The organism is Ferrovibrio sp. (assembly GCF_965278975.1).
GTDB lineage: Bacteria > Pseudomonadota > Alphaproteobacteria > Ferrovibrionales > Ferrovibrionaceae > Ferrovibrio.
The window spans coordinates 2718119-2742547 of the sequence record NZ_OZ257126.1 but is presented as its reverse complement, the minus strand read 5'-3'; the positions used below and the strand labels follow the sequence as shown (position 1 = coordinate 2742547).

At 64.3% G+C, this 24429-nt stretch carries 19 protein-coding genes; 8 read left to right on the top strand and 11 right to left on the bottom strand.

The genetic code is table 11. The features are described from left to right. Window positions 1-49 precede the first annotated feature (49 nt). Together ACQY7X_RS13185 and ACQY7X_RS13180 are read left to right on the top strand one after the other, a co-directional pair. The gene (locus tag ACQY7X_RS13185) at window positions 50-499 is read left to right on the top strand and encodes a helix-turn-helix domain-containing protein (RefSeq protein ID WP_428245790.1); all 450 of its coding nucleotides are present in this window, start codon (window positions 50-52) and stop codon (window positions 497-499) included. Window positions 500-645: 146 nt separating this feature from the next. After that, the gene (locus tag ACQY7X_RS13180) at window positions 646-2172 is read left to right on the top strand and encodes a YifB family Mg chelatase-like AAA ATPase (RefSeq protein ID WP_428245788.1); all 1527 of its coding nucleotides are present in this window, start codon (window positions 646-648) and stop codon (window positions 2170-2172) included. Here ACQY7X_RS13180 and ACQY7X_RS13175 read toward each other — a convergent pair whose 3' ends face one another. The 5 genes from ACQY7X_RS13175 to ACQY7X_RS13155 form a co-directional block, all read right to left on the bottom strand. Beyond that, window positions 2173-2763: a LysE family translocator gene (locus tag ACQY7X_RS13175; RefSeq protein ID WP_428245786.1), complete on the bottom strand. Its 591-nt coding sequence runs from the start codon at window positions 2761-2763 to the stop codon at window positions 2173-2175. A gap of 68 nt (window positions 2764-2831) precedes the next feature. Continuing rightward, window positions 2832-3599 (bottom strand): M24 family metallopeptidase, encoded by a 768-nt coding sequence (locus ACQY7X_RS13170; RefSeq protein WP_428245784.1) that lies wholly within the window; start codon window positions 3597-3599, stop codon window positions 2832-2834. A 12-nt stretch (window positions 3600-3611) separates the two neighbouring features. Further along, window positions 3612-3995 (bottom strand): hypothetical protein, encoded by a 384-nt coding sequence (locus tag ACQY7X_RS13165; protein ID WP_428245782.1) that lies wholly within the window; start codon window positions 3993-3995, stop codon window positions 3612-3614. A gap of 96 nt (window positions 3996-4091) precedes the next feature. Further along, complete coding sequence (locus tag ACQY7X_RS13160; RefSeq protein WP_428245780.1) at window positions 4092-4646, bottom strand: DUF924 family protein; 555 nt, start codon at window positions 4644-4646, stop codon at window positions 4092-4094. After that, window positions 4636-5103: a PAS domain-containing protein gene (locus tag ACQY7X_RS13155; RefSeq protein ID WP_428245778.1), complete on the bottom strand. Its 468-nt coding sequence runs from the start codon at window positions 5101-5103 to the stop codon at window positions 4636-4638. Before ACQY7X_RS13155 ends, ACQY7X_RS13160 begins: the two co-directional genes overlap by 11 nt. 195 nt (window positions 5104-5298) lie before the next feature. Here ACQY7X_RS13155 and ACQY7X_RS13150 point away from each other — a divergent pair, with 195 nt between their 5' ends. The 5 genes from ACQY7X_RS13150 (at window position 5299) to ACQY7X_RS13130 (ending at window position 11166) form a co-directional block, all read left to right on the top strand. Beyond that, entirely contained in the window at window positions 5299-5673 is a 375-nt protein-coding gene (locus ACQY7X_RS13150) for a helix-turn-helix domain-containing protein (RefSeq protein ID WP_428245776.1), read from the top strand. Between the two features lie 116 nt (window positions 5674-5789). Then, entirely contained in the window at window positions 5790-7133 is a 1344-nt protein-coding gene (locus ACQY7X_RS13145; protein WP_428245774.1) for an ABC transporter substrate-binding protein, read from the top strand. Window position 7134: 1 nt separating this feature from the next. After that, window positions 7135-8832 carry an ABC transporter permease gene (locus tag ACQY7X_RS13140; protein ID WP_428245772.1) on the top strand — a complete coding sequence of 566 codons (1698 nt, stop codon included), beginning with the start codon at window positions 7135-7137 and terminating at the stop codon, window positions 8830-8832. A 10-nt stretch (window positions 8833-8842) separates the two neighbouring features. After that, window positions 8843-9880 carry an ABC transporter ATP-binding protein gene (locus ACQY7X_RS13135; RefSeq protein WP_428245770.1) on the top strand — a complete coding sequence of 346 codons (1038 nt, stop codon included), beginning with the start codon at window positions 8843-8845 and terminating at the stop codon, window positions 9878-9880. Window positions 9881-9933: 53 nt separating this feature from the next. Then, on the top strand, window positions 9934-11166 hold the full coding sequence (locus ACQY7X_RS13130; RefSeq protein ID WP_428245768.1) for a PLP-dependent aminotransferase family protein: 1233 nt from the start codon (window positions 9934-9936) through the stop codon (window positions 11164-11166). Window positions 11167-11176: 10 nt separating this feature from the next. Here ACQY7X_RS13130 and ACQY7X_RS13125 read toward each other — a convergent pair whose 3' ends face one another. Then, the gene (locus tag ACQY7X_RS13125; protein ID WP_428245766.1) at window positions 11177-13735 is read right to left on the bottom strand and encodes a DUF3857 domain-containing protein; all 2559 of its coding nucleotides are present in this window, start codon (window positions 13733-13735) and stop codon (window positions 11177-11179) included. Then, a complete protein-coding gene (locus ACQY7X_RS13120; RefSeq protein ID WP_428245764.1) occupies window positions 13732-14817 on the bottom strand; it encodes a tetratricopeptide repeat protein in 1086 nt (361 codons plus the stop codon). Before ACQY7X_RS13120 ends, ACQY7X_RS13125 begins: the two co-directional genes overlap by 4 nt. A gap of 135 nt (window positions 14818-14952) precedes the next feature. Between ACQY7X_RS13120 and ACQY7X_RS13115 the strand changes: the two genes are divergently transcribed. Then, the gene (locus tag ACQY7X_RS13115) at window positions 14953-15978 is read left to right on the top strand and encodes an NAD(P)/FAD-dependent oxidoreductase (protein WP_428245762.1); all 1026 of its coding nucleotides are present in this window, start codon (window positions 14953-14955) and stop codon (window positions 15976-15978) included. A gap of 106 nt (window positions 15979-16084) precedes the next feature. Here ACQY7X_RS13115 and ACQY7X_RS13110 read toward each other — a convergent pair whose 3' ends face one another. The 4 genes from ACQY7X_RS13110 to ACQY7X_RS13095 all read right to left on the bottom strand — a co-directional run bounded on the left by ACQY7X_RS13110 (window position 16085) and on the right by ACQY7X_RS13095 (window position 24397). After that, window positions 16085-17629: an AMP-binding protein gene (locus ACQY7X_RS13110; protein WP_428245760.1), complete on the bottom strand. Its 1545-nt coding sequence runs from the start codon at window positions 17627-17629 to the stop codon at window positions 16085-16087. Window positions 17630-17692: 63 nt separating this feature from the next. Continuing rightward, window positions 17693-18565, bottom strand: a complete 873-nt coding sequence (locus ACQY7X_RS13105) for a GNAT family N-acetyltransferase (protein ID WP_428245758.1) — start codon at window positions 18563-18565, stop codon at window positions 17693-17695. 146 nt (window positions 18566-18711) lie between these two features. Beyond that, window positions 18712-20052: an AmpG family muropeptide MFS transporter gene (locus ACQY7X_RS13100; RefSeq protein WP_428245756.1), complete on the bottom strand. Its 1341-nt coding sequence runs from the start codon at window positions 20050-20052 to the stop codon at window positions 18712-18714. 7 nt (window positions 20053-20059) lie between these two features. Continuing rightward, window positions 20060-24397, bottom strand: coding sequence for an AAA family ATPase (locus ACQY7X_RS13095; RefSeq protein WP_428245754.1), 4338 nt, complete (start codon window positions 24395-24397; stop codon window positions 20060-20062). Between the last annotated feature and the right edge of the window lie 32 nt (window positions 24398-24429).

Genomic DNA, 24429 nt, shown 5'->3' with positions numbered 1-24429 from the left:
GCCCCGCGTTGATACAGACCGCATCAGACGCAACACCTGGAGGGTATCCGTGTCCAAGCCACCGAAAACGAGTCCGAATCCCCATGACATCCTGGTCGGCGCGCGCCTGCGCGAGGCCCGTACCCTTGCCGGCATGAGCCAGACTGTTCTCGGCCAGGCGGTGGGCATCACCTTCCAGCAGATCCAGAAATACGAAAAAGGGTTGAATCGCATCGGCGCCAGCCGCCTGATGCAGTTCTCCAACATCCTGAATGTCACCCCGTCCTTCTTCTTTGAGGACATCAAGGGCAACTCACCGCTCGGCCCGGTCGACTCTGCCGATCAGAACGAGACCCGCTTTGATTATGGCGATGCCTCGCGCCGTCAGGCCCTGGAGCTGGTGCGCTATTTCGGCCGCATCCCGAGCTCTGACCTGCGCGCCACCATCTTCGAGCTGGTGAAGACCGCGGCGAAGAACCTGCAGCCGGCCACCAGCACCGCGCCGAACGCCGAAGCCTGATCGACACAGCGACGGGTGCCGGTCGATACCGGTGCCCGCGCTTGCGGTGCATGAACATGGCACCGCTTTCGTACTTGGCATGATTGCCGGCGGCGCATAGCATCCTATGCATGTGCCAGCAGATACTCACTCCCCCATAGCGCTAGATGGTCGCGCGAATTCAGACCGTCGCCTTCCAGGGCATCGATGTGCTGCCGGTGGACGTGCAGGTGCAGGTCAGCGCCGGGCTGCCGGCCTTCACCGTGGTTGGCCTTGCCGACAAAGCCGTGGCAGAAAGCCGCGAGCGGGTACGCTCGGCCCTCGGCGCCATAGGCCTCGGCCTGCCGCCGAAGCGCATCACCGTCAACCTTGCACCCGCCGACCTGCCGAAGGAAGGCAGTCATTTCGACCTGCCGATCGCCCTGGCCCTGCTCGCCGCCATGGGCGTGCTGCCGGTCGATCTGCTGGATGAGCATGTGGCGCTCGGCGAACTGGCGCTGGATGGTGCCATTGGCGCGGTGGCCGGCGTGCTGCCCGCCGCCATCGCCGCCAATGCCCTGGGCAAAAGCCTGATCTGCCCCGGACGCCAGGGCGGTGAAGCGGCCTGGGCCGGCGGTGAGGCAGCCGTGGTTGCGGCGCCGAGCCTGCTGGCCCTGGTCAATCACTTCAAGGGCAGCCAGGTATTGCCGGTGCCGCGCGCGGAAGCGGCTGAGGATGCGTTAACGCATCTCGACCTGCGCGACATCAAGGGCCAGGAAAGCGCCAAGCGCGCGCTGGAAGTGGCGGCGGCTGGCGGCCATAACCTGCTGCTGATCGGCCCGCCGGGTGCCGGCAAGTCAATGCTGGCGCAGCGCCTACCCGGCCTGCTGCCGCCGCTCGATACCAGCGAAATTTTGGAGGTGAGCATGATCGCCTCGCTGGCCGGGCAGATCGAGAATGGCCGCCTCACCCGCCGCCGCCCGTTCCGCAACCCGCATCATTCCGCATCCATGGCGGCGCTGATCGGCGGCGGCCATCGCGCCAAACCCGGCGAGGTGAGCCTGGCGCATCTCGGCGTGCTGTTCCTGGATGAACTGCCGGAATTCGGCCGCACCGTGCTCGACAGCCTGCGCCAGCCGCTGGAATCAGGCCGCGCCGTGGTGGCGCGCGCCAATGCCCATGTCTCCTATCCGGCGCGCTTTCAATTGGTGGCGGCGATGAATCCCTGCCGCTGCGGCTATCTCGCCGATCCGGCACAGGCCTGCTCGAAAGCACCGCGCTGCGGCCAGGATTACCAGACGCGCATATCGGGGCCGCTGTTTGACCGCATCGACCTGCATCTCGATGTGCCTGCCGTGGAAGCCGCCGATCTCTCCCTGCCCAGCCCGCGCGAGGGCTCTGCGGAAGTTGCCGCACGGGTGCTGGCAGCACGCGACATCCAGCGCCGGCGTTACGCGGGCACCAGCAATGGCGACATGCCGGTGCGCAGCAATGCCGATGCCGATGGTGAATTGCTCGAACGCGTCGCCACGCCCGATGCACCGGGCCGCAGCTTGCTCACCGAGGCAGCCACCCGCTTGCGCCTCACGGCACGCGGCTATCACCGCGTGCTGCGCGTTGCCCGCACGCTGGCCGATCTGGAGGGCAGCGACAGTGTGCGCCGGCTGCATGTGGCCGAAGCCCTGAGCTATCGGCGTATTGCTTTGGCACGATAGTTAAAACGTCAACGCCAAGCTGAGTATCAAGACCGCCGCCAACATGCCATTCACCAGCCGCGCGGTTCGGGCATCGCGCAGATGCCGTGCCAGCAGGGCGCCGAACAGACCCCAGGCGAGATGGATCAGCAGGATCATCAGGCATAGCAGCGCGATCTTGAACGCAGCATCGGCCAGCGGCATTGCGGGCAGCAGGCTGTGGCCGGAATAAACCGCGCCAATGGCGAGATAGGCTTTCGGATTGGCCAGCGCCAGCAGATAGCCGGCAAGCCAGCCCGGCGCATGGCTGGCGCCTTGTGCCGGCTGCAAGGGCGGCGCAGTAGCTATGCGCCAGGCGAGATAAAGCCAGTAAACCGCCGCCGCCAGGCGCAATGGCAGAGCCGCCTCTGGCCAGGCCAGCAGCAATGCGGAAACACCCATGGCGACCAGCAGCAGCACGGAAATGGTGCCGAGCACCAGCCCGGCACCATAATGCAACGAGGCGCGCAACCCGAAGCTGGCGGCCACCGCCGTGAGGCTGACCGTGGATGGACCTGGACTGCCCATGATGATCACTGCCGCCAGGAGCAAGGATGCTGCTGCCATTGCCATATGGTCCTCCGCCATTGCCTGGGGCAGAGATGGCGTGAAGCAACGCGGCAGTCTTGTACAGATGTGCCTTAAGCCTGCGCGAGCATTGATTTGGCGACAGCGCCGATACCGCTGACCGGATCGATCAGATGCAGCCGCAATACCCAGCGGCGCGGGCGGCCCAATGCATCAGGCTGGCGCAGGCGATCCGGATTTTCAGCACAGATGCGGTGGCGCTGCGGCAACCAAGGCACATGCAGATGCGGGAATTCACCGGCCTGATGCCCGACATGGCGGCCACCAAGCTGCCAGCCGGAATCGTGCGCCGCCTGTACCGCGATGGCATGCAGACCGGCACCCGTGATATCGGGTTTATCAAAATAGGCCTGGCGCAGATTCTGGTGGATGCGCGCCAGATCACGGTGCAGCCACTGGCCGCGCGCAGCATCGCCCAGCATAAAGCTGACGCCGATATCGATACCCCAGATTTCCAATACCGGGCCGAAATCCAATGTCACCATATCCTGCGAGGCCAGACGCAATACCGGCAAGCTAAGCGTGGTATCGGCTGTGGTGTTGCGGCCAGCCAGCGCAATGCGCTGATGCCAATGATGATCGATGCCATAAAGCTGCTGCGCCAGGGCATAGATATCATGATCAACCTCGCGCTCGCTGCGGCCAGGACGGATCAAACCCGCCGCAATGATGGCTGCGATGAAGTCCTGCACGGCTGGCGGCAAATCACCGGCAACGAGGTCTCCAATTGGCGGCTGCATGACCGGCGCGGCCGGCACCAGATCCGGCCATGGCGCGGCCTCGGCAACAGCCTCACCGAAGAACTCATGCTCGCGGTCCATGCCGGCAATGCCTCAATGGGTCTGCGTCAGGGCGTCTTGCGGCACGGGTTCCTGTAAGGCCTCGCCGAGTGCCTCGCGCTGCGTTGCTGCCAGGGCAAACGAAACACCGAAGCCGTCGCTGGTGCGCAACGTCACCATCACCACGCCGGGATCAGTGGTGGTTTCCAACACCCAGGAACCCAGCGGGTGCACATAGCGCAGCGATTCATCCTGATAGCGGTTACGCAGCGCCCGTTCGATCAGGCTCGGCAATGTCATCCCCAGCGCACCGGCCTGATCCACCGGCAATTGCAGCACCGTAGCCGCACCCGAAGCGTCGCGCAGGCCCAGCCGCACCACACTGCCGTCGGCGCTGACTTCGCAGTTGGTCAATTCACGGCCCTCGATCTCCATCATCCTGCCCCGCCATCGTTATATCCACAAGACTATAACGGTGGGCCGCGCCCTTGGGAAGGGCTGTTCGCTCCTTCTACAGGGTTGGGTCAATGGGGATCAGCCGGCGAAACCGCCGGCGGCTAGGAAGGCGGCTTCCTCGGGCGTACTGATGCGGCCAAGAATCTCGTTGCGGTGAGGAAACCGGCCGAAACCGCGGATAATGTCGCGATGGCCCTCGGCATGGCGCAAGGGTTCTTCGCCCAAGGGCCGCTGCAAGGCCACGGAATAATCCTGATCCGCCAAGGCTTCGGAATGAGCAAAGGGCAGATAGATGAACAGCCGCAGCTCCGGCTCGATGCGCAGGTCGAGACCGGTCTCGATCACCCGCGCTGCCGCCGCGCGTGCCTGGGCATCGCTGGCATACATGCGCGGCGAGCCACGGAAGCAGTTGCGCGGAAATTGATCCAGCAGCAACAGCAGCGCCAGCGCGCCTTCGGCATCATCAAGCCAGTGATCGAGTTCGCCACGCGCCGCCTGCTCATGCAGGCTGAGGAAACGGGCGCGGAAAACATCATCGAAAGCCGCATTCTTGCTGAACCAGCTTTGCGGTCCGGCTGCGCGCCAGAAAGCGGTGATGCTGGCGGCATCGGCAAACGTGGCTTCAGGCAGCAAGCGGACAATCCATGCGCTGCGGTTCGGCATGCACGCCGACAATGATGCGGTCGACAGTGTGGCCATCCTGGCTCAGCGGCAGCAGCAGCTTGAGCATCTGTGGATACACCACACTGTTATGGGAATTATCATGCAGGAAGCGCACCGGCTGGCGCGTCGCGACGCAGCAGCGATAATGCTGTTCCGTGCTGGTGCGGCCACGAGTGAGATCATCGAGATAACGGTTGGTGACGCCGCTGCCGCGATAATCATCGATATGCATGCCGGAGAGCGCGACGCGGAAACGCATATCCGCGTCATCATCGCCCTGCTGGCGCTCCACCGCGATTACCGCGATATGGCCAAGCCAGGGACGCAGTTCCAGCGGACCGAAACCTGAGCGGTCCGGCAGCAGACGGCTACGCCGCTTGAGACACCAATACGCTTCCAACGCCTGCAAATGCTCTGGCAACTGCATTATCGGCCTCCCGCCTTATTTGTGGCCCGGTTATAGCCGCCGAACAGGGCGGCGGCTGTATCGACGGTCACAGCCGAAGATTGGAAATCTCTTCAAGGGTTAGACCAAATGCTGCCAAAGGCTGGGGTTGTATTCCGCCGCACGATTTGCCAGAGTGGCAGTGTTCCACATAGTGGAACACTTTAGGGGCGTAGAATGTCGGACAATACACCAAAAACCCCCGCAATCCCCGAAGCCCAGGCCGATCTGGGCCGCCGCATCCGGCTGTTCCGGGAATTCCGAGAATTGTCGCAGGCACAATTGGCGCGGGCCTGCCGCTGCCGCATCGCCATGCTGGCGGATTATGAAGCCGGGTATCGCCGGGTATCGCCGCGCCTGCTAGGCCGGATCGCCGACGTGCTTGGCTTCGAGCGCGCCTCCTTCACCAGCCGCGCCCAGGAAAGCGCCGGCGACTTCGAAATCGAGCGCCTCACCTTCCTGTTCGGCCAGATCGAGTCTGACCGCGAACGCGGCAAGCTGCTGCGTGCCGTGGCGCAGTTGGTGGACGAACACGGCGCCAAGCCGCATTAGGTTGGCAGCACCAAGACCGCCCCGCATCCAGCGCGAATCCCTGCCCGGTTCATTGCCAAGCAGCGCGGGTATTGTTACGGTTTTATTACAAACCATAACATCCCGGGAGGGAATCCATGCGTCTCGCTCGCCGCCATCTGCTGGCCGCCGCCACACTCGCCCTGATCGCTGCTGCCCCCACCCTGTCGCAGGCCCAGGCGCTGGAAGACAAGGTGGTGGTGATCACCTCCTTCCCGAAGGATCTCACCGGCCCCTATGCCACCGCCTTCGAGAAGAAATATCCCGGCACCAAGGTGGAAGTGCAGAACCGCAACACCACGGCAGCGGTGGCCTATATCCGCGAAACGCAGAGCAATCCGCCGGACCTGTTCTGGGTCTCGGCGCCCGATGCCTTCGAAGTACTGAAGAAGAACAAGCTGCTGAGCCCCTACAAGCTCAAGGCCAGCGGCATCCCGGAAAAGGTCGGCGCCTTCCCGATCAATGATCCCGAGGGCCATTTCTTCGGCTTCGCTGCCTCGGGCTACGGCATCATGTATAATTCGCGCTACATGCAGGGCAACAAGTTGCCGGCGCCGAAGGAATGGGACGACCTGAAGAAGCCGATCTATGCCGGCCATGTCGGCATCTCGGCGCCATCGCGTTCCGGCACCACGCATCTCACCGTCGAAACCATCCTGCAGGGCGAAGGCTGGGCCAAGGGCTGGGCTACGCTGCTGGAAATCGGCGGCAACCTGGTCACCGTGTCGGACCGCAGCTTCGGCGTACCCGATGCGGTGAATAGCGGCCAGTATGGCCTCGGCATCGTGATCGACTTCTTCGGCCTTGCCGCCAAGGCCAGCGGCTTCCCGGTGGAATTCGTCTATCCCGAACTCACCACCATCGTGCCGGCCAGCATCGGCATCATCAACAACGCCAAGAACCGCAAGGCGGCCGAGGCTTTCGTGGAATTCCTGATGTCGCCCGAGGGCCAGGAAATCCTGCTGGAGCCGAAGATCCGCCGCCTGCCGGTGCGCCCGGAAACCTATGCCAAGGCACCGGCGGATTACCCGAACCCGTTCAAGAACACCAAGCTGGGCGCCAAGGTGGCGTTTGATTCTGATCTCTCGGAAGCGCGCTACGAACTGGTGAACTCGCTCTATGACCGCCTGGTCACTTTCCGCCTCAAGGAATTGAACGACGCCTGGAAGACGATCCATGCCGCCGATGCGGCGGTGGCAAAGAAAAAGACGCCGCAGGCCGAGAAGCTACTGGCCGATGCCCGCGCCAAGGCAACCGCGATCCCGCTCAGCGACAAGGAAGCCAGCGACCCGGCGATTGCCGGTGCCTTCCAGCCGACCTCGAAGGAAAAGCCGGCGCAGGCACGCCAGGCACAGTTTGAAGAACAGTGGGATGCCTTCGCCAAGAAGAACTATGCCGAGGCCAAGGCGCTGGCCGAGCAGGCAGTGAAGGCGGCGAAGTAACGTGCAGGCGTTTTCGTTCGGGCGCGGGGGCGGTTTCGCCCTCGCGCTGGCCGCCCTGGTCGGCCTGTTCCTGCTGCTGTTCCTGGCACTGCCGGTACTGAGCGTGGTGCTCACCGCCTTCCGCGGCAGCGATGGCGGCTTCACGCTGGTGCATTTCGCCGATTTCTTCGGCACGGCTTTATTCCGCGAAAGCTTCTTCAATTCCTTCTATGTCGCGGTGATGAGCGTGATCTGGGCCACCCTGATCGCCGTGCCGCTGGCCTATCTGTTGGCCCGCTTCCGCTTTCCCGGCGCCGGCCTGATCCAGGCGCTGGGCGTGATCCCGCTGGTGATGCCGCCTTTTGTCGGTGCCGTGGCGATGCAGTTGATCTTTGGCCGCAATGGCAGCGTCAACCTGCTGCTGAATGACTGGTTCGGCTTCCGCATCGGCTTCATGGAAGGGCTGAACGGCGTCGTTTTCGTCGAGGCGCTGCATTATTTCCCCTTCATCCTGCTCAACCTGACGGCGGCGCTGAACAATATCGACAGCGCCATGGAGGAAGCGGCGCAGAATCTCGGTTCGCATGGCTTCGGGCTATTCCGCCGCATCGTCTTTCCGCTCGCCCTGCCCGGCTATGTCGCCGGCGCCTCGCTGGTTTTCGTCAAGGTGTTCGACGATCTCGGCACGCCGCTGCTCTTGAGCGTCACCAACATGCTGGCGCCGCAGGCCTATCTGCGCATCACCTCGGTCGGCATGGGCGACCCGATGGGCTATGTCATCGCCGTGATCCTGGTCGGCTTCTCGCTTGCCGCCATGGCGCTTTCGGCACTGGCCTTGCGCGGCAAGGATTACTCGACGCAGCAGCGCGGCGGCGGCGGCCTGGGCCGGCGCCAGTTGAGCCGGCCGCAGATGCTGCTGGCCTGGAGCTTCATCGTTGTCGCCCTGCTGGTGGCACTGAGTCCGCATATCGGCATCCTGCTGCTCTCGCTCGGCACCATCTGGAGCTTCAGCGTGCTGCCCGATGCCTTCACCTTCCAGCATTACATCACTGCCTGGAATGAATCGGCGCATCAGATCGGCAACACGGTGATCTATTGCGGCCTGGCGGCGCTGATCGATCTGGTGCTGGGCACGGCAATCGCCTGGCTGATCCTGCGCACCAAGCTGCCGGCACGGCAGCTGCTGGATCAGATCGCCACGGCGGCACTGGCCGTACCCGGCCTGGTACTCGGCATCGGCCTGCTCAGGCTTTATTTCGAGGTCAAGCTGCCGGACGGCTCATCGCTCGCCACCTTCTGGGGCATGCTGGTGATCGCCTATGCCATCCGCCGCCTGCCCTATGCCCTGCGTGCCTGCGTCGCGGCCCTGCAGCAACTGCATGTCAGCCTGGAGGAAGCCGCCGAGATGCTCGGTGCCGGCAAGCTCACCACGCTGCGCCGCATCGTCGTGCCGCTGATGACCGGCGGACTGGCCGCCGCCTTCGTCACCAGCTTCGCTACGGCGGCTGTGGAACTCTCGGCTACCCTGATGCTGGTGACGCGCGATGTTTCGGCGCCGATTTCCTATGGCATCTACACCGCGATGCAGACTCCGGCCGGGCGCGGCCCTGGTGCGGCGCTGGGCATCATCGCCGTGCTGCTGGTGGCTGTGGGCAGCTTCGTTTCCTACCGCATCGCCGAACACGACCGGGCGAAACGCGGCCTGCGTGCCGTGGAGTAAGGAGAGAGACATGAGCAATGGCGTTGATATTGCCGGGGTGCGTTTCCGCTATGGTGCGCAGACCATCCTCGATGGCGTGTCGCTCGATATTGCGCGCGGCGAATTCTTTGCCTTCCTCGGGCCATCGGGTTCGGGCAAGACCACGCTGCTGCGCCTGGTTGCCGGTTTCGGCCAACCCGACGAAGGCAGCATCCGCGTCAATGGCCGCGATGTGACGCGCCTGCCGCCCTGGCAGCGCAATGTCGGCATGGTGTTCCAGTCCTACGCCCTGTGGCCGCATATGACCGTGGCGGAGAACGTGGCCTTCGGCCTGGAGCAGCGCAAGGTGCCGCGCGCCGAGATCGCCACGCGCGTGCAGCAGGCACTCGACCTTGTGGGCCTGCATGCCTATGGCGCAAGGCGGCCAAGCCAGCTTTCCGGCGGCCAGCAGCAGCGCGTCGCCCTGGCGCGCACCCTGGTGGTGCAGCCGGAGGTGCTGCTGCTGGATGAGCCGCTGTCCAATCTGGATGCCAAACTGCGCGAGGAGATGCGCGAGGAATTGCGCGACCTGCAGCGCCGCACCGGCCTCACCACCATCTTCGTCACCCATGACCAGGAAGAAGCCAACGCGGTATCCGACCGCATGGCTTTGCTGGATGGCGGACGTATCCAGCAGATCGGCCGCCCGGTTGATCTATATGACCGCCCGGCCAACCGCTTCGTCGCCGGCTTCCTCGGTTCCGCCACGCTGATCGAGGGCAATGTGCGCCAGGGCCGCTTCGAGGCCGAGGCGATTATGCTGCCCATGCAGGCGCAGGATGGCCCGGCCTGCCTCGCCTTGCGGCCACAGAGTTTGGCCCTGGGTCTGGGCCTGGGCGAAAGCGGCGGCCTCAGCGGCCAGGTGGCGAGCCGGCAATTCCTGGGCGGCATGGTGCGCTATGCCGTGCAGGTCGGCCCGCACCGGCTGCATGTCGACCGCCTGCACCGCCCGGGCGAAGCGGTGTACGAGCCCGGCGGGATTGTATCGGTACAAGTGCCCGACGACGCGGTTTTGCTGCTGCGGGACTAGGCTCGCTCTGCCTGCTCGGCTAATCTGCGGCCAAGCAGAGGAAACGAACCAGCATGTCCACATCATCCCTCCCCGCGCTCGCCCAGGGCGTCAATGATCTGCGCGCCTCGGAAATCCGCGAGCTGCTCAAGCTGATCAACCGCCCGGAGATCATCTCCTTTGCCGGCGGGATTCCCGACCCGGCGATGTTCCCGCTGGAAACCATCTCCAAGGCCTATGCCGAGATCATGGGCGACCCGGCCCGCGCCGCCGATGCCTTCCAGTATTCCATCAGCGAAGGCTACCTGCCGTTGCGCGAGTGGATCGCCGGCTATCTGCAGGGCCATGGCATCAAGGCCGAGGCCGATCGCATCCTGATCACCAGCGGCGCGCAGCAGGCGCTGGATTTCCTCGGCCGCGCCTTCATCAATGCCGGCGATGGCCTGGTGGTGACCGACCCGAGCTATCTCGGCGCCATCCAGGTATTCGGCACCTACCAGCCCAATTTCATCGCCGTGCCGATGGATGCCGAAGGCGCCAAGCTGAAAGAGCTGGAAGCCGCCTTCGCGCAAAAGCCGAAATTCTTCTATCTCACCCCGGATTTCTGCAATCCGGCAGGTATCACCACATCGCTGGCGCGGCGCCAGGCAATCCTTGATCTCGCCTACAAGTACAATGTCGCGATCCTGGAAGATTCGCCCTACGAGGAACTGCGCTACGATGGCGAGCGCATCCCGAGCTTCGCCGCCCTGGAAGCCAAGCGCGCCGATAACCGCCAGCTCACCATCTATGTCGGCAGCCTGTCCAAGGTACTGACCCCGGCATTGCGCATCGGCTGGATCGCGGCGGACGCGGCGCTGATCAACAAGCTGGTGCTGCTGAAACAGGCCTCCGACCTGCATTGCTCCACCGTGAACCAGATCATCGCCAATGAACTGGCGCGTTCCTCGCACGCCATCCAGGTAGCCAAGCTGCGCCCGACCTACAAGGCACGCCGCGATGCCATGCTGGCCGCCTTGAAGCGCAGCTTCCCCAAGGAAGTGACCTGGAACGTGCCCGATGGCGGCATGTTCATCTGGCTGGAATTCCCCGAAGGCATCGACGCCACGGCTCTGCTTGAGCGCGCCATCAAGGACACCAACGTGGCCTTCGTGCCGGGCTCGGCCTTCTATGCCACCGAACCGAAGCGCAACACCGCGCGCCTGAGCTTCTCGCTCGGCCAGCCGGAGCGCATCGAGGAAGGCATCGAACGCCTCGCCGCCCTGGTGCAGAACACCCTGCGCGCCAACAGCGCCGCGGCGGAATGAGCGGGCGGCGCTATTCGTCCATCAGGCTGATGCTGACGGCATAGTCGCCACGAATATCGTTCAGCGCCGCCGCTGATTTGCGGCGCCGGTCGCCGATGCATATCGGGTCACCCGGCTTGGCCTCGAATTCGCGGCGCACCACCAGTTCGCGCCCCTCCATGCTCCACCGCGACTTGTAGAGCAGATATTTGTTTTCGATCGTCATGCCCTTGGGCAGTTCGCGCAATTTCTTGCCGGGCGGCAGAGTGAGGCGAATTTCGCTGGCTTGCCGGCCCGCATAGCAGGGTGTCGGCTCCAAGCCTTGAACATCGAGCAAATCCATACTGCCGAGCAGCAGATTGCCTGGGCGATGGCCTATATCCAGCAGCAAGGGCGGCACGAATGGCACGCCATTGAGCAATTCCCGGCGGGGCATGGTCTGGAATCGGCCTGCAACGCGGTAATTCTGACCGCCTGCCTGTACATTGCCGAGTTCGTAGCGGCCAGAACCATCATAACCGAAATGACGAATCACATCGCGGGCACGCTGTTCCGAACCCGCACCCAGAATATTGAGGGCCTGCTCGCGCATCTCTAGCGCCAGGAAACCATCGGCGCTCGTCTCGGTCTGGCCATTGATACGGCCATCGCGATCCATGGTGATGCGGCTGGTGGAAGTGAGTGACGCAGGCGGCGCGTTTGGCAGGCGCTTCAAGCGCGGCTTGCTGCCCACATGCAAGCCAACCTTGCCATATTCTTCAGGCGGCAGAACACCAAACGGCGCCACGCCCGCCGTACTGTCAAGATATAGATCGAATTCCGGCAGGTAAGTGATGATATGGTCAAAATGCGACAGGGTCGCCACGCTCGGCAGCACATAGCTGTTGGTGGCATTCACCAGCACGCCTTCATGGGCAATGCCCTTGGCATTCAACAATGCCGCGAACAAGGTGACATGATCCTTGCAATCGCCATAGCGGGTCTCAAGTACCGCCATTGCCTCGCGCGGGATGAAGCCGCCTTCGCGCCCGAGATAGATCGCGACATAGCGGATACGCTGGCGCACCCAATCATAAAGCAACTCCGCCTGGCGGCGCTTGTCGGTCACGCCGGCGGTGATTTCCTCGGCAAGGGCGCGAATCTCTGGCGTCGCCTGCTCGCGGGGCTCGGCATTACTGGCATAAAACTGCCCGATGGCTTCATAGCCCGCCATGGACGAGATGAAATAGCGCGGATCGCGATCCATCGGCGAGAGCGCGGTCTGGTAGCCTGCGGCAGGCTGCTTGTTGTCCCAGGTCAGTTCAATCTGCTGATTGCCATTCACCGGCTTGTTTGAACTGTTCATACCGTGGCTTTCCAGCTTCAGCGGCAAGCTGGCCGGCGCACGAACCTGTACACGGTATTCATCCACCGGCGCCGCAACGTGCATTGCGGAACTCATGGTGAAATGACCCGGTATGATCGGCTGCAAATGGCGGCGCGTCTTCAGCAACAGGGTATCGCCGACATCGAGCTGCGGGAACACCACAACCATCTGCTTGAGATCCTTGAACAGCGCCGAATCCGAGCGCTGTGGTGCCTGGCCGGTATGAATATCCGAAGGCTGCACCGCCACCACGCGGCCATCCGCCTTGCGGTTCTCCGCTGTCAGTATTTCGTAGCGTTCTTTGCCCGCATGGAAATCCAGCTTCATCGTACTGATGATATTGATACCGGCTTCGTTGAGGATCAGATATTCGTGCGTGCTCTCGGAGACACTGCTGCCATCGGCGGCAACCTCAACCTCAATGGTGACCTTCTTGGTGCGGATGGCATGGTCCTCCGCCGCCGTATTGGTGCCAGCCAGGCCGACCGGCGTGGCGATGAACTGCGTGACATTGCGGGCCGGGCCGAGGGTATCGCCGGTCGGAGCGACAGCGAGCGGTATGCCGGGGCGCCAGTTGCGCGCCGCTGTGAGAGCCGCCCAGCGCTGCTCCGGCACCAGCAATGGCAGCATATCGTTGCGCGCCCGGGCCGCCTGCTGGAATTCTCTGTAAGTAGTGGCTTTATCCAAGGCAAGCTGGAACCAGGCATAGGCCGCAAGACGATCGGCCGGCACCGCCATGCCATCACGATAGGCCTCACCCAGGGAGAACATAGCCACGGAGTTGGTCTTGGCGGCAGCCCGCTGCAACAACTGCATGGCCTGCACCGGGTCGGCCTGCATGGCACCCTCGTAGCCGGTGAGCAGCACCGAACCATAGGTCGCCATTGCCGGAGCATATTCGGCGTCAGAGGCCTTGCGCAGATATTCAAAACCGAGAGGCAGGTTGCGTTCGACACCGCGGCCGGCGGCCAGCATCTCGGCCAGCGACAGCATTGCCCAGGCTTCGCCGCGCTGCGCATTCTGCCGCAGCAATGCCGCAGCCGCTGCAGCATCGGCACCAAGCGCCGCACCTTCCATCAAATTCTGCAGCAGAATTGCCTCGGTCGAGCTATTGGCCACCTGCTGCACCGTGGCCCGATCCGGCCCGGTGGTGACGCAGGCGGAAAGCCCCACCAGCAGCAATCCGGCAAAAGCCGCCAGCCGCCCCTTGTGCAGTCTCGTCATGGCTCACTCCCCCGTACACCCTCGGCTCGCAGCCGTGACAGCTCAACCCGGGCAGCGCGTGTTTCAATATATTCCTCAAAGCCGGCACTTGTGGCGTTCTTGAACAGGCGCGCCGCTTCGGTCTTGTCGCCGCGGGCCAGGGCAATCTGACCCTGGAAAAAGGCCAGCTCTACCTGCCGGCCGGCAAGCTGTGTCGCCTCCGACCAGGAACTGTTCTTCTGCAAGCCAAGCTCCGGCTGCGCCTTGCCCTCACCCTGCAACTCCCGCACCAAAGATACCGGCCAACGCTCGCGTTCCATGGTGGCCGGCAGTGCGGCGAGCATCGGGATCGGCGCTTCGCCTGCGCGCAATGCGGCAAGGTAGCGCCAGAGATAGGGAAACGGGCCGAATCCGGATTTATCCAGCGTTTCCATCGCCGCGCGGAATTCACCCGTCATATATTGCGCACGGCCCAGGGCATAGCGCGCGGAACCGAAATCAGGCATCAGTTCCAGACTGGTGGCGAAGGCCGCCTTGGCCGCGGCGTAATCACCACGGCCCTCCTGAATCAGCCCATAGGTAAAGCGGAAGTTCGCTTGCTCGACCTTGCCTTCGGCTCGGCTCAGGGCTTTTTCCACGGCCTCCAGAGCTTCTTCGGAGCGCCCGGCATTGTCATAGGCGGCGGCACTGCGGGCATAGACAGTCCCCATATTGGGTAGATAGCGGATCACCTCCGCCCAGGAGGCGATTGCGCCAGTATAATTCCGGCTCCATTCCTGCCACTGCGCCTTGGCCCAATGGGCCGGCCATTGCGCAGGATTAAGACGCAGCACCACATCCACGTCCGTCATCGCCTGCTCGCGAAGCCCCTGCTTGTAAGCCGCCATGGCACGCTGCAGATAAGCTGATTCCAGCAACGGAGATTGCGGCGGCAGCCGGCTGATCCAGCTGGAGCAATGCGTATAGAGCTGGCTGGCGGCGATACCGCCGTTCAGGCAGCGGAGGATATCATTCTGTTGATTAGCGGCCTGGGCGCGAACAGAATATGGAGAAGCAATAAAAACAAAGGTAAAAGCGATGAAAAATCTGATTAGAGTGATCATTGCCACCTCCTGATACAACTTTACAGGATACCCCCTCTATATTCCAGCAGAACCCTCGCTCAACACCATGATTCCCAACCAGCCCCGCACTCCCCGAGACTGGCACCATGCAAGCCGCTTATTTACAAGTACCTCATGCTGACGCCTTCCCATGACGGCAATGCCATGGCCTGCGATGTGACCATCATCGGCGGCGGCCCGGTCGGGCTGTTCGCTGTGTTCCAATGCGGCATGCTGGGCCTGCGCTGCACCCTGATTGACGCCCTGCCCGAACTTGGCGGGCAATGCAGCGCGCTCTACCCGGAAAAGCCGATCTACGACATTCCCGGCTACCCGCAGATTTCTGCCGCCGAGCTGATCCACCGGCTTGAGGCTCAGGCAGCGCCGTTTCACCCCCGCTACCTGCTCGGCCATCGCGTCGATGCCTGCCGACGCGAGGGCGAAGGCTTTGTACTCACCACCGACAAGGGTGAAGTGATCGAGACCGGCGCGGTGATCATCGCCGCCGGCGCCGGTGCCTTCGGCCCGAACCGGCCACCGCTTGCCGGCATCGAAGCCTATGAAGGCAAGGCCGTGCATTACCTGGTGCGCAGGCCTGAGGATTTCCGTGGCGCCAGCGTGGCGATTGCCGGCGGCGGCGATTCCGCCGTCGACTGGGCGCTGGCCTTGCAGGGCGTGGCGGCCCGTATCTACATGATCCACCGCCGTGCGCAATTCCGTGCCGCGCCGGAAAGTGTCGCACGACTCCAGGCCCTTGCGGGCAACGGCGTCGAATTCGTGGTGCCCTATCAGTTGAGCGGCCTGGAAGGCGATGGTGCGGCGTTGCGGGGCGTGCTGGTCGAGTCACTGGAAGGCGAAACGTGCCGACTGGAAGCGCAGCACCTGCTCGCTTTCTTCGGGCTGAAAAGCGATCTCGGGCCATTGCAGCATTGGGGCCTGGACCTGGAACGGCATCAGCTCCGTGTCGATCCCGCCACCTGCGCAACGAATGAGCCGGGCATCCACGCCATCGGGGATGTGGCAACCTATCCCGGCAAGCTGAAGCTGATTCTTACTGGCTTTGCCGAAGCCGCCTCCGCCGCCCATGCGCTCTATCCCCGCCTCAAGGGCAAGGCGCTGCATTTCGAATACTCGACGACCAAGGGCGTGCCGGGACACTAGGCCTTAAAGCCAAGCCGTCATTCCCGCACATGCGGGAATCCAATTGCTCATATCAAATGGGATGCTCGCTTTCGCGAGCATGACGATGTCATTTAGACGAGTAGATTTACACGATCCGGCTGGTCTTGTTGCCCCAGTAGCGATCCTTGATCAGGCGCTTGTAGAGCTTGCCGGTCTCATGCCGCGGCAAGGCCGGATCGAAATCGATGCTGCGCGGACATTTGATTGCCGCAAGATGCTGACGGCAATAGGCAATCAGATCGGCGGCCACTTGCGGTGAAGCCTTGGCTGGATCGACCAGTTGCACCACCGCCTTCACTTCCTCCCCGAAATCCTCGTTGGGTACGCCGATCACCGCCACATCAGCCACCAGCGGATGATTGATCAGCACATTCTCGGCTTCCTGCGGATAGATGTTTACGCCGCCGGAAATGATCATGAATGCCTTGCGGTCCGTGAGATAGAGATAGCCCTCGGCGTCGAGATAACCGATATCGCCCAGCGTCGACCAGCCCTTGTCGTTGAAGGCTGTTTCAGTCTTTTCCGGGTCGTTGTGATAGGCGAAGGGCAGGCCGCCGGAGAAATACACCACGCCGGCCTGGCCCGTGGGCAGTTCCGCGCCGGTTTCCTCATTGACGATATGCGGCGTGCCGATCACAGCGCGGCCAACCGAGCCGCGCCGCTGAAGCCATTCAGGTGAGGTGATGATCGTGGTGCCATTGCCCTCGGAGGCAGCGTAATACTCGTAGAGAATCGGCCCCCACCAGTCGATCATGCGCTGCTTGGTTTCAATCGAGATCGGCCCCGCCCCATGGATCGCCACCCGATGCGTGCCAAGCCGGTATTTCCGCCGTGTCTCATCGGGCAGCTTCAGCATGCGCACGAACATGGTCGGCACCCAATTGGAGTGCGTGATGCCATGCTGCTCGATCAGTGCCAGGGCGCGCTCGGCATCGAAATGCTGCATCACTACCAGGGTGCCGCCGACACGGCTGACCACCATGGTGTAACGCAGGGGGGCCGCATGGTAGCCGGGTGCGGGCGAGAGATAGACCATGTCCTGGCCGTAGCCGTAGATCTTCAACGCATTTTCAAAGAACGGCGTCGAGACGCCGACCGGATCACCCGCGAGCGGCCGCTTCACGCCCTTGGGCTTGCCGGTGGTGCCCGAGGAATAGAGCATGTCGCGGCCCTGCACCTCGTCGGCAATACGCTCGGCCGGCATCGTTGCCAGCGTCGTTTCCCACGGCTCGAAGCCCTGGGCTTCAGTACCTGTGATGAAAAATCGCTCCACCTTCGGACATGATTCCCGCAACTCGGCGGCCATATCGGCAAAGGCCGGGCCGATCACCAGCAGCCGGGCGCCACAATCGTTGACGATATAGGCGACTTCCGGCGCGGTAAGGCGGGTGGAAATGGCGGTGTAGTAAAGGCCGGCGCGATCTGCCCCGAAGCAGACATCGTAGAAATCCAGGCTGTTCTCGAGCAGCAGTGCCATGTGGTCGCGGAAGCCTAGACCGCAGCGGCGGAAGAGCTGCGCGGCACGGTTCGACATCGCTTCAAGTTCGGAAAATGTGCGTGCCGCGCCGGTTTCGGCGATGACAATGGCGGCCTTGCCGGGCAGCTTCGCCGCCCATTCGGTGATGTACATCCCACTGCTCTCCCTGACCGGGAGAGTTTGGGTCTGGCCGCCTCTCTCCCTTTTGGGAAGAGTTTAGGCGTGGCCCTCGACGTGGATCAAGCCGTCCTCGGGCAGGAAGCGGTTCTGGTACTTGGCCGCGATGCGCGACACCGGCAGCAGGATGAACACATCGGTGGTGCCGAACTGCTCATCGATCACCGCGCCATCGCCGATATAGGCGCCAAGCCGCAGATAGGCCTTGATCAGCGGCGGCAGGGCATGGATCGCCGCCTTCGGGCTGACCTGTTCCACCGGCAGGCGGTTCATGGTCTCGTGCCGCGCCGGCAGGGCGCGCACGCGCCAGGCTTCCGGCGGCAGGTGGTTGTGGTGCAGGTAGCTCAAGGCCACGGCATGCTGGTCCGGGTCAGTGCCGGCCAGCGAAGCGCAGCCGAACATGAAATCGATACCATGGTCGTCGATATAGGTGGAGATGCCGCGCCACAGCAGCTGAATGATGGCATTGGAGCGGTAGTCGCGATGCACGCAGGAACGGCCCAGCTCCAGCAGGCCGCCTTGCGGGCCGACCTGATTCAGCATCGGCGAGAGATCGTATTCGGAAGCCGAGTAGAAGCCGCCATGGCGCTCGGCGACCGAGCGGCGCAACAGGCGATAGGTGCCGACCGCCTGCTCAGCCAGCGGCAGCGAACGGTCGAACACCATCAGGTGGTCGCAGAGGTCATCGAACTTGTCGAAGTCGAGCTGCAGACCCGCCATCTCCGGCGTCGGCTGCGCCGCCATCTCCTCATAGAACACCTGGTAGCGGAGGCGCTGCGCGGCGCGGATATCATCCGCCCGGCGGGTGAGACGCACCTCGAAACGGCCATCCGCCGAGGCGCATTGCCAGCCCAGCAGCGCCGGGTTGAGGGCGACTGCAGGGGCGAGGCCGAGAGGGACTTGCATGTTCATGCTCCGACTATCCCGCCACACTGTTGAGGGACGATGTCAATTTTGTGACATATAGGTGAAAGCGGTCGGCTTGGTAAGATGCGGCCTTCACGAAGATAAATTGCATATAAATTCAGCAGATATATAGCTGGATTTCCAGCAAATAATTAATCCAATCGGGTGGCTGCCCCGCGCCGTGTAAGCCAGGCTAGCAGGGCCAGGCCGGGGATTGCCGCCAGGGTGGTGGTGACGAAAAACAGCGGCCAGCCGAGCGAATCGGCCATGTAGCCGGCGAAGGATGACAGCAGCGTGCGCGCCACGGCGGTGAGTGAGGACAGCAACGCATATTGCGTTGCCGTGTAGGCGACGTTGCAGAGCGCGGACAGATACGCGACAAGGGCCGCCGTACCCATGCCGCCGGCAAGGTTCTCCACCCCCACGGTAAGAGCCAGGAAGGCGGTATCCGGGCCGCGCAGCGCCAGAGCGGCGAAGAGCAGGTTGGAGCCCATCTGCAGCAGGCCGCAAACCCACAGCGAGCGGTAGAGCCCGACCGCCTGCATCAGCCAGCCGCCCAGGAACAGCCCCAGCATGGTGGCGGCGAAGCCATAGAGCTTGCCGATCTCGGCGATGTCTTCCCGCATGAAGCCGAGCTTGAGATAGAACGTCGTAGCCAAGGCACCGGCCAAGCTGTCGCCGAGCTTGAACAGCATCACGAACAGCAGCACCGCCACCCAGCCGGGACGGCTCATGAACTGCGCGAACGGCCCGGCTACGCTGACATAGAGCCAGGCTGCCAGCCGCGCGGGAGCCCCTTGCAGGTTGGGCCGCTGCTCCAGCCAGGTGGCGACTTCGCGGAAGCGGCGCTCGGCATCCTCACGCGGGCGGGAAGCCGGCTCACCGACCAGCAGCACGGTAAGCGTGCCGAGCAGCAGCAGACAGGCAAGGCCGAGATAGACCACCGGCCAGGAGAAGTACGCGCTGGCATAAAGCGCACCAGCGGACGACACCAGCATGCCGACGCGATAGCCGAACACGATTGAAGCGGCGCCAGCGGCCAGCTGGCGCTCCTCCAGGATCTCGACACGCCAGGCATCGATCACGATATCCTGTGTCGCCGAAGCGAAGGCAACGCCGATGGCGCAGAGCGCGGTGATATGCAAAGCCGTGGCCGGATCGGTGCTGGCCAGTCCGGCTATTGCCACGATCAGCAGGGCCTGCGCGAAGATCAGCCAGCCGCGACGGCGGCCCAGGGTTGCCGTCAGCCAGGGCAGTTCCAGGCGATCGACCAGCGGCGCCCAGAGGAATTTCAGCGTATAGGGCGTACCGACAGCCGCGAACAGGCCAATGGCCTTCAGCGATGTGCCGCTGTCGGTGAGCCAGGCCTGCAGGGTCTGGCCGGTCAGCGCCAGCGGCAGGCCGGAGGCAAAGCCAAGCACCAGGATCGCCAGCACGCGGCGGTCGCGATAGACCGCGAAGGCGGCGAACCAGTCCCGGATCGCCTGATTCATATCGCGATCAAGCCGTCTGGCGCATCGCCTCGGCGCCGGCCAGATCGACCGAGACCAGGGTGGAGACGCCGCGTTCGGCCATGGTGACGCCGAACAGGCGGTCCATGCGCGCCATGGTGATCGGGTGGTGGGTCACCACCACGAAGCGCGTGCCCTCGGCCAGCTCGGCGGTTTCCTTCGCCATCGCTTCCATGAGATTGCAGAGCCGCTCCACGTTGGCGTCATCGAGCGGTGCATCGACCTCGTCGAGCACGCAGATCGGCGCCGGATTGGTGAGGAACACCGCGAAGAGCAGGCTCAGCGCGGTCAGCGCCTGCTCGCCGCCCGAAAGCAGCGACATCACCTGCAAGCGCTTGCCCGGCGGCGAGGCCATGATTTCCAGGCCTGCCTGCAGCGGATCGTCGCTTTCGACCAGTTGCAGATAGGCCTTGCCGCCGCCGAATACCTGCACGAACAGCTTCTGGAAATGCGCATCCACCTTCTTGAAGGCTTCCAGCAGGCGCTCACGGCCCTCCTTGTTCAAGGAGGCGATGGCCTGACGCAGCTTTTCGATGGCGGCGACCAGATCATTCTGCTCGCCTTGCAGGGTGTTGAGCTTCTCTTCCACTTCCTGCGCTTCAAGCTCGGCGCGAAGATTGACCGGCCCCATATTGTCGCGCTCCTTGCGGAGGCGTTCGAGGCGGTTCTCGACCTGCGGCAGGGCGGGGAATTCCTCGCCATCTTCCACTTCGCCGGCCTTCAGCACGTCTTCCGGCGCACATTCCAGCACTTCGCGGATACGCAGCGCCAGTTCATCAATGCTCTGGCGCTGATGATCGAGTTCGGACTCGGCGCGGACGCGGGTTTCGCGGCCCTGGCCCAGCAGCTGCTCCAGTTCGCGCGCGGTCTTGGCCGCGAGCGCCTGTGCGCTTTCCGCATTGGCGAGATGATCGGCCATTTCCTGGCGTGCAACTTCCGCCTTGGCCAGTTCGTCCAGCAGGCCGCTGCGCTTGGCTTCGATACCAGCCGGGATTTCGTTGAGGCGCTGCAATTCGGCAGCCGCTTCCTCGCGGCGCTTCAGCAGTTGCTCAAGCTGGCGGCCGGCATCGGCGGCGCGGTTCTCGGCACCCTGGCGCTCGGCGGCAATCGCTTCCAGGCGCTGGGCGCGGGCAACCGCATCGCGGCGGAGCTGCTCCAGGGCGGCACGGCATTCCGCCAGCTTCTGGCGCAGTGCATCCACTTCCTGGCGCAGCGCGCCGATGGCTTCGCGGGCCAGTTCTTCCGCCGGCAGCGCCGACAGGGCCTCGCCGAAAGCCAGCCAGGCGGCCTCGCCTTCGGTGGTTTCCTGGGACAGTTCGGCAATCTGCGTGGTGAGTGACGCCAGCTTCGACTGGCGCTCGGCCTCGCGGCGCACCACCTCGGCCTGGCGCACACGCGCGGCTTCCAGTTCGCGGTCGGCGCGGGCAATATCCTGGCTGGCGATCTCGCGCGCCGACTGGCGTTCGCGCTCGGCCTGGGCCAGCGCCTGGGTGGCACGCTGGCGCGCTTCGTTACGCTCGCGCTCAATGGCGCCAAGCGAGGACTGGGCGCGGTCGCGGGCTTCATTGCGCTCACGTTCGGCGCCGGCGATCAGGCTCTGGCCCTGCTCGCGCGCCCCTGCCCGTTCACGCTCGGCCTGCTGCACGCCCTGCTCCGCCACCTGGCGGGCTTCCTGGCGCGCGCGCTCGGCCAGCACCACCACCTGTTCGGCACCCTGGCGGGCTTCGAGGCGGTCGCGTTCGGCCTGGGCCAGCACCTGGCCGGCACGCTCGCGGGCTTCGCCGCGCTGGCGCTCGACCTCGGTAACCGCCTTGCCGGCTTCCTGGCGCGCGGCATCGCGGCCAGCTTCGGCACGCGACACACCGGCGCGGGCTTCGCGCTCGGCCTGCACGCCGGCCTCGGTGGCCTGGCGCGCTTCGGCATAGGCGGCCTGGGCATCGGCCAATTTGGCTTCCAGTTCGCGCAGTTCCTCGCGCAGGTCGGCGAGACGGTTGCGCTGTTCCAGCTTGATCGAAGCCGCGGTGGGCGCACCGGCCTTGACGGTGAAGCCATCCCAGCGCCACAGCGCGCCGGATTTCGATACCAGCCGCTGGCCCTGGCGCAACTGGCCGCGCAGACGCAGACCATCGGCGTCATCGACAATGCCGATCTGGCCCAGACGGCGGGCGAGTGCCGGCGGCGCCGTCACCTGGGCGCTGAGCGGCTCTACGCCATCGGGCAGAGCCGGGGCATCGGTGAGCGGCGGCAGCGCCTCCCAATGCATCGGCGCGCCACTGTCGATGGCGGAATTCAGTTCATCGCCCAGTGCTGCGCCCAGCGCCTTCTCGTAACCCGGCGCCACCGTCACCTGATCGATGACCGGCGCGAACATGTTGTTGTCGTCCGCCTTGAGCAGACGCGCCAGGCCGGCCTCTTCCGCCTTCAACCGGGTGAGTTCGCCCTGCACGGCCTGCCACGCATCGCGCGAGGCCTGCTCGGCAGCAGCCAGATTCTGGCGCTCGGCTTCCGCCGCTTCCAGGGCGGCACGGGCAGCCGCGATCAACTGCGCCTGCTCGGCCTCGGCGGCGGCAACCACGCCACGCGCCGCTTCCAGCTTCTCGGCATAATCGGCATCGACAGCGGTAACGCCGGCACGCGCCGCCTCGATGCGGCTGCCATGCTCGGCTTCCACGGCGGCAATGCCACCGCGCGCCGCTTCGATCTTCGCCGCCTGCTCGGCTTCCACCTGGTTCAGCGCCGCACGGGCGGCTTCCACCTTGGTGGCCTGTTCGGCTTCGATGGCGCTCAGGCTGGCGCGGGCCGCTTCCAGCTTGCCGGCATGTTCGGCTTCGATGGCTTCAAGTGCGGCACGGGCGGCATCGATACGGCCGGTGAAATCGCTTTCGACATTCTCCAGCGCGGCGCGGGCGGCCTCGACCAGCTGAGCCTGCTGCTGCTCGGCCAGATCGAGCGCGGCGCGGGCGGCCTCGACGGCAGCCAGCCTGGCTTCAATCTCGGCACCGGCTTCATCGGCAGCGGCCTGGGCGGTGACATCGCCTTCAAGGCGGGCATGTTCCTCGGAGAGTTCAGCAACGCGGGCGCGCAGCCGCTCCAGTCGGCGTTCGGATTCCTGGATCGCCTGGGTCAGGCGGGTGCGTTCGGCATGCTCGGCAGCGGCACGTTCGGTGGCGGCATCCAATTCCTGCTGGCGCGCGACAACCTGATCCTGCGCGGTCTGCGCGGCTTCGGCGGCTTCTGTCTCCAGCGCCGGGGCAGCCTCGGCCTGCTGGCTCAGCAGCGCGGCTTCCTCGGCCAGGCGTTGCAGCAGTGCCGTGGCATCCTGGCTCAGATGCTGTTCGCGGCCAGCGTCAGAATCGATCTGCGCCAGACGCTGCTCGACCTGCGCCGCGGCTTCGCGGGCGCGGGCTTCCTCGGCATCCAGGCCATCGCGGGCCACCGCCAGGCGATGCAGGCGGGCGCCAGCCTCGGCCTCGGCCTGGCGCAGCGGCGGCAGGGCTTCCGCCGCGATGCGTTCAGCACCATGGGCTTCGGAAACCTGCAAAGTACGGTCGGCAACATTGCGCTCGGCTTCATGCAGCGCGGACTCGGCCTGGGCCAGAGCTTCCTGCAATGCCTGGTGGCGCAGATGGAACAGGATCGCCTCGGTGCGGCGGATCTGGCCGGCAATATTGCGGTAGCGGCTGGCTTGGCGTGCCTGGCGCTTCAGGCCCTGCAACTGCTGATCAAGCTGGCCGATGACATCGACGACGCGTTCAAGATTGGTTTCCGCCGCCTTGAGGCGCAGTTCGGCCTCATGCCGGCGCGAATGCAGACCGGAAATGCCGGCTGCTTCTTCCAGCAGCATGCGGCGATCGGTCGGCTTGGCATTGATGATGGCGCCGACGCGGCCCTGGCTGACCATGGCAGGCGAATTGGCGCCCGAGGCGAGATCGGCGAAGAACAACTGCACATCGCGGGCGCGCACATCCTGGCCGTTGATGCGGTAATCCGAGCCACGCTCGCGCTCGATGCGGCGGGTGATCTCCAGGTTTTCATGTTCGTTGAAGGCGGCGGGCGCGGTGCGGGTCTTGTTGTCCAGCACCAGCGCCACTTCGGCGACATTCCGCGCCGGCCGCGTCGCGGTGCCGGCGAAGATCATGTCATCCATGCCCGAACCGCGCATGCGCTTGGCCGAGTTTTCGCCCATCACCCAGCGCAGCGCCTCCACCAGATTCGATTTGCCGCAGCCATTCGGCCCGACAACGCCGGTGAGGCCTGGATGGATCACGAATTCGGTCGGCTCCACGAAAGACTTGAAGCCGGAAAGGCGCAACTTGGTGAACTGCACAGGCTTTCCCTTTCGAAAACCGCCCTAAACTT

What these genes read in the sequence shown, in the direction of transcription:
- ACQY7X_RS13110 (WP_428245760.1), bottom strand. Translation starts at nt 17,629, where the DNA reads ATGTACATCACCGAATGGGCGGCGAAGCTGCCCGGCAAGGCCGCCATT.
- ACQY7X_RS13120 (WP_428245764.1), bottom strand. Translation starts at nt 14,817, where the DNA reads ATGATCACTCTAATCAGATTTTTCATCGCTTTTACCTTTGTTTTTATT.
- ACQY7X_RS13180 (WP_428245788.1), top strand. Translation starts at nt 646, where the DNA reads ATGGTCGCGCGAATTCAGACCGTCGCCTTCCAGGGCATCGATGTGCTG.
- ACQY7X_RS13145 (WP_428245774.1), top strand. Translation starts at nt 5,790, where the DNA reads ATGCGTCTCGCTCGCCGCCATCTGCTGGCCGCCGCCACACTCGCCCTG.
- ACQY7X_RS13165 (WP_428245782.1), bottom strand. Translation starts at nt 3,995, where the DNA reads ATGATGGAGATCGAGGGCCGTGAATTGACCAACTGCGAAGTCAGCGCC.
- ACQY7X_RS13115 (WP_428245762.1), top strand. Translation starts at nt 14,953, where the DNA reads ATGCTGACGCCTTCCCATGACGGCAATGCCATGGCCTGCGATGTGACC.
- ACQY7X_RS13155 (WP_428245778.1), bottom strand. Translation starts at nt 5,103, where the DNA reads ATGCAGTTGCCAGAGCATTTGCAGGCGTTGGAAGCGTATTGGTGTCTC.
- ACQY7X_RS13135 (WP_428245770.1), top strand. Translation starts at nt 8,843, where the DNA reads ATGAGCAATGGCGTTGATATTGCCGGGGTGCGTTTCCGCTATGGTGCG.
- ACQY7X_RS13175 (WP_428245786.1), bottom strand. Translation starts at nt 2,763, where the DNA reads ATGGCAATGGCAGCAGCATCCTTGCTCCTGGCGGCAGTGATCATCATG.
- ACQY7X_RS13125 (WP_428245766.1), bottom strand. Translation starts at nt 13,735, where the DNA reads ATGACGAGACTGCACAAGGGGCGGCTGGCGGCTTTTGCCGGATTGCTG.
- ACQY7X_RS13100 (WP_428245756.1), bottom strand. Translation starts at nt 20,052, where the DNA reads ATGAATCAGGCGATCCGGGACTGGTTCGCCGCCTTCGCGGTCTATCGC.
- ACQY7X_RS13170 (WP_428245784.1), bottom strand. Translation starts at nt 3,599, where the DNA reads ATGGACCGCGAGCATGAGTTCTTCGGTGAGGCTGTTGCCGAGGCCGCG.
- ACQY7X_RS13130 (WP_428245768.1), top strand. Translation starts at nt 9,934, where the DNA reads ATGTCCACATCATCCCTCCCCGCGCTCGCCCAGGGCGTCAATGATCTG.
- ACQY7X_RS13105 (WP_428245758.1), bottom strand. Translation starts at nt 18,565, where the DNA reads ATGAACATGCAAGTCCCTCTCGGCCTCGCCCCTGCAGTCGCCCTCAAC.
- ACQY7X_RS13150 (WP_428245776.1), top strand. Translation starts at nt 5,299, where the DNA reads ATGTCGGACAATACACCAAAAACCCCCGCAATCCCCGAAGCCCAGGCC.